At 46.5% G+C, this 13,935-nt stretch carries 12 protein-coding genes; 10 read left to right on the top strand and 2 right to left on the bottom strand.

Translation table 11 applies throughout. The features are described from left to right. The first annotated feature begins 68 nt into the window (after window positions 1-68). The 4 genes from AC3ITG_RS08970 (at window position 69) to AC3ITG_RS08985 (ending at window position 4,247) form a co-directional block, all read left to right on the top strand. Window positions 69-1,607, top strand: a complete 1,539-nt coding sequence (locus AC3ITG_RS08970) for an ABC transporter ATP-binding protein (RefSeq protein WP_489253523.1) — start codon at window positions 69-71, stop codon at window positions 1,605-1,607. Further along, window positions 1,600-2,679: an ABC transporter permease gene (locus AC3ITG_RS08975; protein WP_413376809.1), complete on the top strand. Its 1,080-nt coding sequence runs from the start codon at window positions 1,600-1,602 to the stop codon at window positions 2,677-2,679. Before AC3ITG_RS08970 ends, AC3ITG_RS08975 begins: the two co-directional genes overlap by 8 nt. Further along, window positions 2,680-3,642: an ABC transporter permease gene (locus AC3ITG_RS08980; RefSeq protein ID WP_413376811.1), complete on the top strand. Its 963-nt coding sequence runs from the start codon at window positions 2,680-2,682 to the stop codon at window positions 3,640-3,642. It abuts the gene before it with no gap. Window positions 3,643-3,857: 215 nt separating this feature from the next. Next, window positions 3,858-4,247, top strand: a complete 390-nt coding sequence (locus AC3ITG_RS08985) for a hypothetical protein (RefSeq protein ID WP_413376813.1) — start codon at window positions 3,858-3,860, stop codon at window positions 4,245-4,247. Between the two features lie 6 nt (window positions 4,248-4,253). Here AC3ITG_RS08985 and AC3ITG_RS08990 read toward each other — a convergent pair whose 3' ends face one another. After that, window positions 4,254-4,697, bottom strand: a complete 444-nt coding sequence (locus AC3ITG_RS08990; RefSeq protein ID WP_163759649.1) for a GNAT family N-acetyltransferase — start codon at window positions 4,695-4,697, stop codon at window positions 4,254-4,256. Window positions 4,698-5,297: 600 nt separating this feature from the next. On the opposite strand from AC3ITG_RS08990, the gene ilvB reads away from it, so the two are divergent. The 4 genes from ilvB (at window position 5,298) to AC3ITG_RS09010 (ending at window position 10,487) form a co-directional block, all read left to right on the top strand. Then, complete coding sequence (gene ilvB, locus AC3ITG_RS08995; RefSeq protein ID WP_413376815.1) at window positions 5,298-7,049, top strand: biosynthetic-type acetolactate synthase large subunit; 1,752 nt, start codon at window positions 5,298-5,300, stop codon at window positions 7,047-7,049. Further along, entirely contained in the window at window positions 7,046-7,528 is a 483-nt protein-coding gene (ilvN, locus tag AC3ITG_RS09000) for an acetolactate synthase small subunit (protein ID WP_024628317.1), read from the top strand. The genes ilvB and ilvN overlap by 4 nt, the downstream gene beginning before the upstream one ends. A 301-nt stretch (window positions 7,529-7,829) precedes the next feature. Then, window positions 7,830-8,822, top strand: a complete 993-nt coding sequence (gene ilvC, locus AC3ITG_RS09005; protein ID WP_053780427.1) for a ketol-acid reductoisomerase — start codon at window positions 7,830-7,832, stop codon at window positions 8,820-8,822. Window positions 8,823-8,945: 123 nt separating this feature from the next. Then, window positions 8,946-10,487: a 2-isopropylmalate synthase gene (locus AC3ITG_RS09010; protein ID WP_489253524.1), complete on the top strand. Its 1,542-nt coding sequence runs from the start codon at window positions 8,946-8,948 to the stop codon at window positions 10,485-10,487. A gap of 226 nt (window positions 10,488-10,713) precedes the next feature. Here AC3ITG_RS09010 and AC3ITG_RS09015 read toward each other — a convergent pair whose 3' ends face one another. Continuing rightward, window positions 10,714-11,694, bottom strand: a complete 981-nt coding sequence (locus AC3ITG_RS09015) for an aldo/keto reductase (RefSeq protein WP_413376819.1) — start codon at window positions 11,692-11,694, stop codon at window positions 10,714-10,716. Between the two features lie 231 nt (window positions 11,695-11,925). Here AC3ITG_RS09015 and leuB point away from each other — a divergent pair, with 231 nt between their 5' ends. Beyond that, window positions 11,926-13,011 carry a 3-isopropylmalate dehydrogenase gene (leuB, locus tag AC3ITG_RS09020; RefSeq protein ID WP_053780430.1) on the top strand — a complete coding sequence of 362 codons (1,086 nt, stop codon included), beginning with the start codon at window positions 11,926-11,928 and terminating at the stop codon, window positions 13,009-13,011. Window positions 13,012-13,284: 273 nt separating this feature from the next. Beyond that, a complete protein-coding gene (locus tag AC3ITG_RS09025; protein ID WP_024628322.1) occupies window positions 13,285-13,824 on the top strand; it encodes a peroxiredoxin in 540 nt (179 codons plus the stop codon). The last annotated feature ends 111 nt before the right edge of the window (window positions 13,825-13,935 follow it).

Here is a 13,935-nt window from a genome sequence, read left to right on the forward strand (position 1 = left end):
AATAAACGTCGTTAGACGTTTTTCTTACGTTTGCGGAACCACACTATATCAGGTATAAGGGTGATTACATGGGTGCAGCAACCCCCGTCGTTGAGTTGAAACAAATCACGAAGCGTTTCCCAGGCATTGTTGCCAACGACGCCATCAGCCTTCAGCTTCGTAAAGGCGAGATCCATGCTCTACTGGGCGAAAACGGCGCTGGTAAATCAACGTTGATGAATATTGTCTTTGGTCTCTATCAGCCGGATGAAGGTTCCATTGAAGTGAATGGCAAGCCTGTCATCATCGACAGCCCTAACAAAGCAATCGATCTTGGCATCGGCATGGTGCATCAGCACTTTAAGCTTGTACAGCCGTTCACGGTAACAGAGAACATTATTTTGGGATCTGAACCAAGGAAAGGTCTCAACATTAATTATAAAAAAGCTGCTGCTGAAGTGCAGCGTCTGTCTGAACAGTATGGACTCAAAGTGAATCCGCATGCCAAAATTCATGACATTTCCGTCGGAATGCAGCAACGTGTTGAAATTATAAAAACGTTGTATCGTGGTGCAGACATTCTTATCTTTGACGAGCCTACTGCTGTATTAACACCTCAGGAAATCAAAGAACTGATGGTAATCATGAAAAAGTTGGTGGCCGAAGGCAAGTCCATTATTCTGATTACACACAAACTGAAAGAAATCATGGAAATCTCCGATACGGTGACAATTATTCGTCGTGGTAAAGTGATTGATTCAGTTATAACATCAGAAACCAATCCGAATGAGTTGGCAGAAAAAATGGTTGGTCGCAATGTCACATTTAAAGTGGACAAGAAGCCAGCTACTCCAGGTAACAATGTGCTTGAAGTTAGCAAATTGACTGCCAAGAATAAAGAAGGTATCTCGGTACTGAACGAACTCAACCTGAATGTACGTGCAGGAGAGATTGTAGGAATCGCAGGTGTTGATGGTAATGGACAGAGCGAACTGATTGAGGCTCTTACCGGACTGCGTAAAGTAGATAGCGGTTCGATTCGCCTCGAGGGTAAAGAACTGTCTAATCATTCTCCACGCCATATTTCGGAGTCGGGTGTAGCCCATATTCCGGAAGATCGGCACAAACATGGACTTGTTCTTGATTTTTCTGTGAGTGAAAATATCGTCCTGGAATCGTACTATAAAGCTCCTTATACGCGTAAAGGATTCCTTAACTTCGATGCGATCAAGAAGCAAGCGAAGCGTCTTGTCGAGGCATTTGATGTGCGTACACCAAGCATTGAAACAAAAGCCCGCTCTTTATCGGGGGGGAACCAACAGAAAGCCATTATCGCACGTGAGGTTGATAAGAACCCTGAACTGCTTATTGCTGCCCAACCAACTCGTGGTCTGGACGTAGGTGCTATTGAGTTTGTTCAAAAACAATTGATTGCACAACGTGATCAGGGGAAAGCGGTATTGCTGATCTCATTCGAGCTGGATGAAATTATCAACGTATCCGACCGAATTGCTGTCATCTATGAAGGACAGATCGTGGGCGAGGTGCTGCCGGAAGAAACCAATGACAGGGAGCTCGGCTTGATGATGGCGGGCAGCACCCAAAAGAGAGGTACTGTGCATGAATAACGTATTAAAATGGTTTACCCGTGATTCATTTATATTACCTATTGTAGCCATCATTATGGGTCTGATCCTGGGTGGTATTGTCATGCTGATCGGCGGATACAACCCGATTGAAGCGTACAGTGCATTGTTTACGAAAGTTTTCGGAGACATGTATAACTTTGGTGAAGCGGTTCGGGAAATGACACCGCTGATTATGACAGGACTTGCATTTGCATTTGCGGCACGTGCAGGACTGTTTAATATCGGGGGAGAAGGACAATTTCTCGTCGGTATGACTGCGGCGACTTTTGTAGGCGTGAAGTTTGCAGGTCTGCCAATCTACATTCATGCTCCACTGGCTTTGATTGCTGGTGCAGTATTTGGTGGTCTGTGGGCAGCTATTGCCGGTTATCTGAAAGCAGCGCGTGGGGTTAACGAAGTTATCAGTAGTATCATGCTGAACTGGATTGGTCTGTATCTGGCCAACCTGATCGTGCGCCAATTCCTGCTGTTAAAAGGTGAAAATCGTTCGGTGGATATCAGTGATACCGCATCGATTAGTCTGACATGGCTTTCTGAGTTGATGGGCAACTCCCGTGTTCACATGGGAACATTGATTGCTCTTGTCATGGCTGTACTCTTTTATATTTACATGTGGAAAACCAAACAAGGGTACGAGATTCGTGCCGTAGGATATAACCCGAATGCGGCAGAGTATGCGGGTATGCATGTCAATCGCAATATCGTTAAAGCCATGTTTATCAGTGGTATGCTTGCAGGTCTTGGCGGTGCATTCCAGGTACTAGGGGTGTTCCAATATCAGACCGTTATGTCGGGCTCGCCAGGAACAGGTTTTGACGGCATCGCGGTTGCACTGATTGGTTTGAATCATCCGTTTGGTGTGTTGCTGGGCGCGGTGTTGTTCGGTACGCTTACTTATGGATCTGCGGGAATGAGCTTTGCTGCGGATGTACCGCCCGAGATTATTCGGATTGTTATCGGTTCGATTATCTTCTTCATTGCGGCACAAGGCATCGTGCGCTGGGTACTTAAACCGTTCTATTCCAAGCGCAAGAAAGAGAAGGTGTTGTAGATGGACTTGTTGACAATTGGGCAAATTATCAATACGACGCTTGTCTTTGCCACGGCATTGATTTTTGCATCCCTGGGCGGGATTTTCTCGGAAAAATCCGGTGTGACCAACCTTGGACTTGAAGGTTTCATGGTATTTGGTGCGTTTGCTGCGGGGATTGCTGCGCATTATGCACAAGAAGCGGGCATGGGTGGAACGACGTCTGCCTGGATGGGGATTTTGTTCGCGGTTGTGCTGGGCGTAGTGGTTTCGCTGATCCACGCGGTTGCCTCCATTACGTTTAAGGCTGACCAAATTATTAGTGGTATCGTCATTAACTTTCTGGCAGCGGGAAGCACACTTTATCTGGTAAAGCTGCTGTTTGAAGGATCAGGCGATTCACCATTGGTACAAGGATTCAGTAAGTTTAATGTGCCACTGTTAAAGGATATTCCTTTGCTTGGGGAAGCTTTCTTCAAGAATGTGTACCCGACAACATATCTGGCTATTCTTTTCGTCTTTCTGACTTATTACATTATGTACAAAACCCCATTCGGTCTTCGTCTTCGCTCTGTTGGTGAACATCCAAGTGCTGCAGATACCGTTGGTGTTAAAGTGCGTCGTTACCGTTATGTTGCGGTGATGATCAGTGGTGCGTTGGCTGCTATTGGTGGAGCTGCAATCACGCTGACTACGACAGGCACATTCTCTCATAATACAGTTTCCGGTCAAGGTTACATTGCGATTGCAGCGATGATCTTTGGTAAGTGGAATCCGATTGGTGCCTTTGGGGCGGCTGTGTTCTTTGGTTTCTCGCAAGCTATCCGGAACTATGTACAGCTGTTCGAATGGTCTCAAAGTATTCCCCAGGAAATTATTTATATGCTGCCATACCTGCTCACCATCATCGTGCTCGTTGCGGCTGTTGGACGCTCTTCTGCTCCGTCCGCACTCGGGGAACCGTATGATCCGGGGAAAAGGTAACGACAGAAATTATGTTTTCCCGCATAATGCTTTACTTAAAAGGTTCGCCTCGTGCGAACCTTTTTTTTGTTTCGTAAAGAAAATGAGCAGATTACCAGCTTTCTTAACTTGTTATAGAGAAAGACACCCATATTTTCATTTAGGGACAAAGAAACAGGCGAAGCTGGCCCTGGACGAATACACTGTTTTGAACGATCCGAGGAGGAGGGGAAAGTATGAAACAACATGTTACGCGTGATGAAGCGATGAAATTAATAGGCAAAAATATTGTCGCGATCAAAAAAGACGGTACTCGGGTGACCGGAAGACTGTTAAAAGTATCGGGCAATAAATTGGTGCTGAAACGTGCAGTTGGCAAAAAGGTACACACCAAAGCTATTTTGCCATTGGTATTATTTGATTTACTCGCCGTCGCTACGCTTCCTTATGCTTACGGCCCTGGCGGCCCTGGATTCGGTTTTGGTCCAGGTGGTGGACCAGGATTTGGCCCGGGACCAAAACCAGGCCCGGGGTATGGACCGGGATTTGGTGGTGGATACGGACCAGGACCAGGACCAGGACCGGGATATGGACCCTATGGACCACGGCCACCAGGCTTTTTCTAGACCGATTTATAATGTTTTTTCCAACTCGTAACAGCGGCTTAACATAATGTATCGAATGGTGCTATATCCATTTTTTTGGTAAAATCGAAGGCCTTTTGTATTGCCTTCGTCAACCATCACTTTGGATCTTTTGCAACCACGAGATGCTGCAAAATTTTCCGCTTTGAGCAGCAAAGTCTGACCGTATTTCTTTCGCTGTTCTTTTGTGGCAACAGCCATCATATCCACATACAGCAGTTCACCGTGCATGAGAAAATGGATGAATGCGACAGCTTCGTTGTCAGGATTTTGTGAGACAACAAAGGTCATGCCCCTGTTCATTCGCAGGGGTATTTCTTTGCGTATTTTATTGATTTCACTTTCACTCATATGAGATAGAGGAACAAGTTGAGAGTCAATCAGCCTCATTATGGCGGCATCATCCAGCTTGGATTTACGTTGCCGAATCACCATCGGAAGCCTCCTTTCAGGACCAGTCGTGCTGCTCGTATATCCTATGCCTGAGGCAAGTTGAAAGGTGACTGAATGAAGTGTTGGGATTGGGGTAACGTTAAAGATGGAAGTTGAAGGATTAGGGACGTTCTGAATTTTTATACAAAAGGGGTATTGACTTATCGGTTGGAGGAATCATATAATGTTCCTAACATTTAACGAGAATATTTCATCGGCTATGAAGAGGACGAAGTTTTAAGGGCTCTTTTGCTCAGAGAGTGGCTGGAATTGCTGAAACCACCACCATTACCCCTTATATACGAGCTCACCTCGGAGCTGTTTTCCTGAAAAGCATTGGATGTCACTCCATTGGGTATTAGGGAAAATCGTATGTCTGCGTTACAGACAACAGGTATGGAGAACGGGTATATCCGTTTGATCTATCGTTTTTTGTACCTGGTAAGGTCCGTTATTGCGAAATTTCGGACAAAGTTGGGTGGTACCACGGAAGCAACAACCTTTCGTCCCTCGCAAGCATAAACTTGTTTGCAGGGATGGAAGGTTTTTTTTGTAACTTTAAATGTCATAATGATGTAAATTCCGAGAGGAGGATGACTGATGGGAGCTCAAATTCCAGAAGTACGATCGACAGATGAATTACGTGAAAAATGGATGAAGCCGGAGGTCATTAGCGGTTCCGAAATTCTGCTGAGAAGCTTGTTGCTGGAAGGTGTAGAGTGCGTTTTTGGTTACCCGGGCGGCGCAGTGTTGTACATTTACGATGCGATGTATGGTTTCGAGGATTTCAAGCACGTGTTAACCCGTCACGAACAAGGCGCCATTCATGCAGCTGACGGATATGCACGGGCGAGCGGAAAAGTGGGTGTCTGTATCGCTACCTCCGGACCTGGAGCAACGAATCTAGTTACGGGTATTGCAACAGCGTATATGGATTCCGTACCACTCGTAGTCATTACGGGGAATGTAATTTCCAGCCTGATCGGCTCAGATGCTTTCCAGGAAGCGGACATCACCGGAATCACAATGCCAATCACCAAACACAGTTACCTGGTAAAAGACGTAGAAGATCTGCCACGTGTCATTCATGAGGCATTCCATATTGCGAATACAGGTCGTAAAGGTCCCGTATTGATCGACATCCCGAAGGATGTATCGGCAAACAAAACGTTGTTTGAACCGGTGACTGAACCTGTTACATTGAGAGGGTACAACCCACGGACAGTACCGAACAAACTTCAGGTTGATCGTCTGGCTCAGGCGATTCAGGAAGCGGAACGTCCGATGATTCTGGCAGGCGGCGGTGTAGTTTACTCCGGTGGACACGAAGCACTGTTCGAATTTGTGGAGAAGACAGGCATTCCAATCACGACAACACTTCTCGGACTTGGAGCATTCCCAAGTGGTCACGAATTATGGACCGGGATGCCGGGTATGCACGGAACATACACTTCCAATCAGGCGATACAAAAATCGGATTTGCTGATTAACATCGGAGCACGCTTTGATGACAGGGTAACAGGCAAGCTGGACGGATTCGCTCCACATGCCAAAATTGTGCACATTGATATTGATCCGGCTGAAATTGGCAAAAACATCGCAACCGACATTCCAATCGTTGGTGATGTGAAAACGGTTCTCGAAATAGCGAACAAAGAGGTTCAACGTGCTGAACGTGCGGATGCTTGGAGAGATCAGATCAAACAATGGAAACAAGAGAAACCTTACAGCTACACAGATTCAGAGGAAGTATTAAAACCGCAATGGGTTGTGGAAATGCTCAATGATACAACCAAAGGCGAAGCAATCGTGACTACGGACGTTGGACAGCATCAAATGTGGGCAGCCCAATATTACAAATTCAACAAACCGCGTTCATGGGTAACCTCCGGTGGACTGGGAACGATGGGTTTTGGATTCCCTTCTGCAATCGGTGCTCAAATGGCCAACCCGGACAGACTTGTTATTTCCATTAACGGTGACGGCGGCATGCAGATGTGTTCTCAAGAACTCGCGATTTGTGCCATTAACAACATCCCGGTAAAAATTGTTATTATCAACAATCAGGTGCTTGGAATGGTACGTCAGTGGCAAGAGATCATCTATGAGAACCGTTACAGTCATATCGATCTGGCAGGCAGCCCTGATTTTGTAAAACTTGCTGAAGCTTATGGGGTAAAAGGATTGCGTGCAACCAACAAGGAAGAAGCCGAGCGTGCTTGGCAAGAAGCCCTGGATACACCAGGACCGGTCGTTGTTGAATTCGTAGTACGCAAGGAAGAAAATGTATATCCAATGGTTCCGCAAGGAGCGACAATCGATCAAATGCTGATGGGGGATGCTGAGGAATGATTAGACATACGATTTCGATATTGGTCAACGATCAGCCTGGCGTCCTGCAGCGGGTATCAGGGTTGTTCGGTCGACGAGGATTCAACATTGAGAGTATTACGGTAGGTCAATCCGAGGAACCGGGTTTGTCCCGGATGGTCATTGTGACGATCGGTGATGACAAAACGCTGGAGCAGATTGAAAAGCAACTGTACAAAATCATTGATGTCATCAAAGTAGTTGATTTCAGTCTGAAGCCGATGGTTGCCCGTGAACTTGCATTGATCAAGGTCAAGGCAGAGCCATCCGAACGTCCAGAAATTCTGGGTGTGGTGGAGACATTCCGCGCATCTGTTGTAGATGTTGGTCCAGGCAGCCTGATTGTACAGGTGGTCGGGGATACAGATAAAATTGATGCGATGATTGAACTGCTTAAGCCATACGGCATTCGCGAACTGTCACGTACAGGCATAACTGCATTGGTACGAGGCAACGTTTAAGCAATTATATTGAAAAAAAGCATGGTCTGATGCTTATCAACGGAACGACAATGGTGTGTTAGCAGCATTAAGCTGAGAAATACCGTTCATCTTAGATGAGGTGCCAGTCCCGTACAAGTTGCAATTTAACATTTTAGTGATGTAACGCTTGACTATATAGCCACACACCCGCATTAATGGGCGGGTGTCTGAACGGATCGGATCAGACCAGAGACGCTAAAGCAGGAAAAGCGTGCCGGTCCCTTGAGACACCCGCTCATTAATGAAGGGTTCTTTACAATACAAAGGAGGACTTATAAACATGCCAGTAACTACTTATTATGAACAGGATGCAGAGCTTAACGTATTGAAAGGAAAAACGATTGCGGTCATCGGTTACGGTAGCCAGGGCCATGCCCAAGCTCAAAACCTGCGTGACAGTGGATTGAACGTAGTCATCGGACTTCGTGAAGGTAAATCTTTTGACACTGCAAAAAATGACGGATTTGAAGTTCTGTCCCCGGCTGAAGCTACTAGCCGTGCAGACGTAGTTCAAATTTTGCTGCCTGACGAAACACAAGCTTCTGTATACAAAAACGAAATCGAACCAAACCTGAAAAAAGGCGCTGCATTGCTCTTCTCCCACGGTTTCAACGTTCATTTCGGTCAAATCGTTGCTCCAAAAGACAGCGATGTATTGCTGGTAGCTCCTAAGTCCCCTGGCCACATGGTACGTCGTACCTACGTGGAAGGATTCGGTGTACCGGGCCTGATCGCAATTGAACAAGATGCAACAGGTAAAGCAAAAGATATCGGTTTGGCTTATGCCAAAGGTATCGGTTGTACGCGTGCAGGGGTTATCGAAACTTCCTTCCGTGAAGAAACAGAAACAGACCTGTTCGGTGAGCAAGCTGTTCTGTGTGGCGGTGTAAGTGCCCTGGTAAAAGCTGGATTCGAAACATTGACAGAAGCGGGTTACGCTCCTGAAATGGCATACTTCGAGTGTCTGCACGAATTGAAATTGATCGTTGACCTGATGTATGAAGGTGGACTTGCAAGCATGCGTGATTCCATCAGTAACACAGCTGAGTACGGTGACTATGTAACTGGACCTCGCGTAGTAACTGAAGATACGAAGAAAGCAATGAAAGAAGTTCTGACAGATATCCAACAAGGTAAATTTGCACGTGACTTCATCCTGGAAAACCAATCCGGTCGTGCATTCCTGACAGCAACTCGTCGCAATGAAGCTGAACACCCAATCGAAGTGGTGGGCGGACAATTGCGTGAGATGATGCACTGGATCAAGAAGTAAGCATTCGTTTTAAGGTAATCTAGTAAACTTACAGCTTTAACCGGGAATAGCGGCCGTGCATATGCGTGTGCCGCTATTACTGGTTTAGAGGAACATAAAATACAAGTCTAGGAGGTGCGAGGCGTGCGTAAAATCTATGTATTTGACACAACGCTGCGTGATGGAGAACAATCCCCGGGGGTTAATCTGAATACTCGTGAAAAGGTGGAAATTGCGCACCAGCTCGAGCGGCTGGGTATTGACCGGATGGAAGCCGGTTTCCCCGCGGCCTCTCCAGGCGATTTGGCGGCAGTTAATGCAGTAGCCAAAGCGGTCAAAAACGTTACCGTCATTGGCTTGTCCCGCTCCAGAGAGCAGGATATCGATGCGGTGAAAGAAGCGTTAAAGGGTGCTCAGGACCCGTGTATTCACATCTTTTTGGCAACTTCACCTATTCACCGTCAGCACAAATTGCGCATGGACAGAGCTCAGGTTCTCGATACAGCTCGTTCCGCAATTCGTTATGCGAAGAAAACTTTTTCGAAGCTCGAATTCTCGTTGGAGGACGCAGGTCGTACCGAGTATGATTTCCTCGTTGAGATGGTGAATATGGCTGTGGAAGAAGGCGCAGCTGTTGTAAATATCCCGGATACGGTGGGCTATCTGAGCCCATATGAATACGGAAATATTTTCAAACATCTTAAGGAAAATGTACACAACATTGATAAGGTGCAGCTGAGTGCACACTGTCATAACGACCTGGGGATGGCAACTGCCAACACACTTGCAGCCATTCAGAATGGAGCCGATCAAATTGAGGGCACCATTAACGGCATTGGTGAACGTGCAGGTAATACCGCTATTGAAGAGATTGCCATGGCACTGGAGACGCGTCAGGAATTTTTCCAAGCAAAAACTTCACTGCAACTTTCTGAAATTGCTCGGACCAGTCGTCTCGTGAGTCGTTTGACGGGTATGGTTGTGCCTGGAAATAAAGCGATTGTTGGTGCGAATGCGTTTGCACACGAATCCGGAATTCACCAGGATGGCATGCTGAAGGAGAAAACAACCTACGAAATTATGACGCCAGAGACCATCGGTCTGAAGGAGAGCAAGCTCGTACTGGGTAAACACTCGGGGCGTCATGCCTTCCGTGAGCGCTTGATTGAGTTGGGTTATGAACTGGAAGATGAAGCATTGAACCGTGCTTTTGCCCAATTCAAAGATCTGGCTGATAAGAAAAAAGAAGTGACTGATGAGGACTTGCTGGCGGTCATCGAAGAGAAATTGCAGGATGCACCTGAGGTGTTTAAACTGGAATCCATCTTTGTGACGTATGGTGATGAAGCCACTCCAACGGCTAAAGTTCGTATTGCTACACTTGAAGGTGATACGGTGGAACAACAAGCAGAAGGAAATGGATCGGTAGATGCCATCTATAATGCTATTGACCAAGTGAGTGGGGAAGATGTAACTCTATCTGACTACTCGATCAAATCGGTTACGCATGGTAAGGACGCATTGGGTGAGGTACACGTCGTACTTACTCAAAACCAAATATCTGTACAAGGACGTGGCGTTAGCACCGATATTCTGGGTGCCAGTGCACGCGCTTATGTCGATGGATTGAACAAGTTGATTGAGAAACGCAAGACCTACACGAATCGCGTTAATGTGAACCTGTAACACATCATTTGCAGCAAGCAAAGCTCTTCATTGGACTGGAATTCGTCTGGGTGGAGAAGCTAAGATGGAGTTCCCAGCCCTAAGTATTGTAGTTCAGTGAGGTACATAAAAAGTCTGACCCTCAAAATTTGAAGGTCAGACTTTTTTGTTGTTACGTATAGGATAATTGCATTATTATTTAGAGCGTTTTCCTTGAAATGACGTACTCAGTTAAGCCGATAAGCTTTTACCAAGCATAAGCGTTTGGAGCTTGTCCTCCCGGACCTGGGAAGATTTCATCCAAACGTTTGAGGACCGTTTCATCCAAAGGCACATCCAAACATTTGAGCGCAGTTTCAAACTGCTCCAGTGTACGCGGCCCAATAATGGGTGCGGTAACTGCCGGATTGGCGGCAACCCAGGCCAAAGCTATAGTATCCTGCGGTTCGCCGAGTTCGCGACAAAGTGCTGCGAATTGTTCCAGCTGAGTTTGATGGGACTCAATCCGTTCAGCAATGCCACCACTGCGTGTACCTTCCAGCTTCTGGAGCGCATTACGTCCGAGTAACCCACCGTCCAGCGGACTCCATGGGATAACGCCAAGACCCAGTTCTTTCGCTGCGGGTAATACTTCCAACTCAGGCAAACGGCAGTTAAGACTGTATTTATGCTGCTCGGATACAAGACCGAGGAAATGGCGATTTTTAGCTTCACTTTGTGCAACGGCAATCTGCCAACCAGCAAAGTTGCTCGAACCTACGTAACCAATTTTGCCCTGATGGACAGCATTCTCGAACGCACCCCACAGCTCGTCCCACGAGATGGCGGGATCAACATGGTGCATCTGATACAGTTCAACATGATCGGTTTGCAAGCGGCGGAGTGAACCTTCCAGATGCCGTCTGATTTTGTAAGCGGAGAGACCTGCATCGTTGTTTGGACCGTCTGTATCGTCGTGCATGGAGCCATAGACTTTGGTCGCAAGAACGACTTTTTCACGTCTACCGCCGCCCTGTTTAAACCAGCGCCCAATGATCTCCTCGGTGAGACCCGAATTTTCGCCCCATCCGTAAATGTTAGCGGTATCAAAAAAGTTCACACCAGCATCGAGTGCCGCATCCATGATACGGAATGCCTCTTTTTCGTCTGTGGCAGGACCAAAGTTCATCGTGCCGAGACAGATCCGGCTGACTTTAAGACCTGATTTTCCCAAGTACGTGTATTGCATGATTGCAATCCCTCCTGAGTTACCTGAATTTGTCTTCAGGCTTTATTTTAACTCAGTCAGAGGTACAGAACAACCAATCTTAAACCGCTTATAGGTAAAAACTATTAAAGTCATAGATTGTATATCTTGGTCAAATGACCTCCGAATATGATACAAAAGAGAGAGTTAAAAATGACACGTTAATCATTGAAGTGAATAACCGAATGAATGGATATAAGGAGTGGACAACCCATGGCAGACGTAAAAAAAATTGCAGTTATCGCAGGTGACGGAATCGGTCCTGAAGTCGTAGCGGAGGCAGAGAAAGTTCTCAAACGTACGGAGGAAGTGTTCGGATACCGTTTTGAGACAGAGCATGCGCTGTTTGGTGGAATCGCCATTGATGAGAAAGGTACACCGCTTCCTGAAGAAACACTGACAGTATGTAAGAGCGCAGATGCTGTGTTGCTCGGAGCCGTTGGTGGTCCAAAATGGGACAACAACAGCAAGGAATTGCGTCCGGAAACAGGCTTGCTTGGCATTCGCAAAGCGCTCGGATTGTTCTCGAACCTGCGTCCGGCAGTGGTATTTGATTGCTTGAAGGATGCTTCCACCTTGAAACCGGAAGTGCTGGAAGGTACGGATCTGATGGTCGTGCGTGAGTTGACCGGTGGAATCTACTTTGGTGAAAAGTTCAGACGTGAAGGTGCACAAGGTGAAGAAGCAGTGGATACATGCGTATATAATGTAACCGAAGTGGAGCGCATCGTTCGTCAGGCGTTTGAAATTGCCCAAGGACGTAGCAAAAGACTGGCTTCAGTAGATAAAGCCAACGTGCTGGAAACTTCCCGTCTTTGGAGAGAAGTTGTTAACCGTGTAGCACCGGAATATCCGGATGTTGAAGTGGAACATGTGCTTGTAGACAACTGCGCAATGCAGTTGCTGCGTCGTCCATCCAGCTTTGACGTTATCGTGACTGAAAATATGTTCGGAGATATCCTTAGTGATGAAGCAGCGATGCTGACAGGTTCGATCGGCATGCTGGCATCTGCATCGCTGGGTGAAGGTAGCTTTGGTCTGTATGAGCCAGTACACGGTTCAGCGCCGGATATCGCAGGTCAAGGACTGGCAAACCCGATCGCAACGATCCTTTCGCTGGCATTGATGTTCCGTACAACCTTTGGTTATGCCGAAGGTGCTGACGCAATTGAAGCAGCTGTGTCTGATGTGCTGAATGCGGGACATCGTACAAGCGACATCGCTGTAGACAAGAGTAAAGCGATCAGCACGACAGAAATGGGCGATCTGATCGTCGCGGCAATTCAGAAACAGGCTTAATAATAGTAACAACAGTACAGCCCTTTGCTCCGATCCGGAATTGCAGAGGGCTGTTCCTTTATGATTTTTGCCACGAAAAATCCTTATTTATAATTATTATAATAAAACAACGATTATAATCTTGACTTTGAGAAGTCCGGATGATAACATTTTACTTGTACTTGTTATCAAGTAACAAACCCATTTTAATTACAGGAAAAGCGTTCTCGTTTTTCTTGATGATGAGCATTCAACTAGAGTGCTTACATAATCCCAAAGGAGGAATTGTTAGTTATGGCAGAACGTTTGGTTGGTAGACCCGCACCGGATTTTGCAATGGAAACAGTATCGGGAGATGGACAAGACTTTGGTTCCGTAAAACTGTCCGATTATCGTGGCAAATGGCTCGTATTTTTCTTTTATCCTTTGGATTTCACTTTTGTGTGCCCAACTGAAATTACAGCTTTGAGTGATGCTGCTGAGCAATTCAAAGCTTTGGATACTGAAGTTCTTGGCGTGAGCGTTGACTCCGTACACAGCCACAAAGCTTGGATCAACACACCTAAAGACAGCAATGGTCTTGGTCAATTGAACTTCCCATTGGCTTCTGACATCACGAAACAAGTTGCTAAAGATTATGGCATTCTGATCGAAGAAGAAGGCGTTGCACTGCGCGGCTTGTTCATCATCGATCCAGAAGGCGAATTGAAATACCAAGTAGTTAACCACAATGATGTAGGCCGTAGTGTTGAAGAAACACTTCGTGTACTGCAAGCTCTGCAATCCGGTGGATTGTGTGCAATGAACTGGAAACCAGGCGACAACAACCTGTAAGCCTGATTGAACTTGAACGTTTATGGTTCAAGCCCTCATCCCTCATGGGATTGAGGGCTTTTTGCACCCTTTTGCTAGAATGTAAGCCCTAAAGGAAGAAAAGTGTTTAAA

This window comes from Paenibacillus sp. GL_099_B (assembly GCF_057835695.1).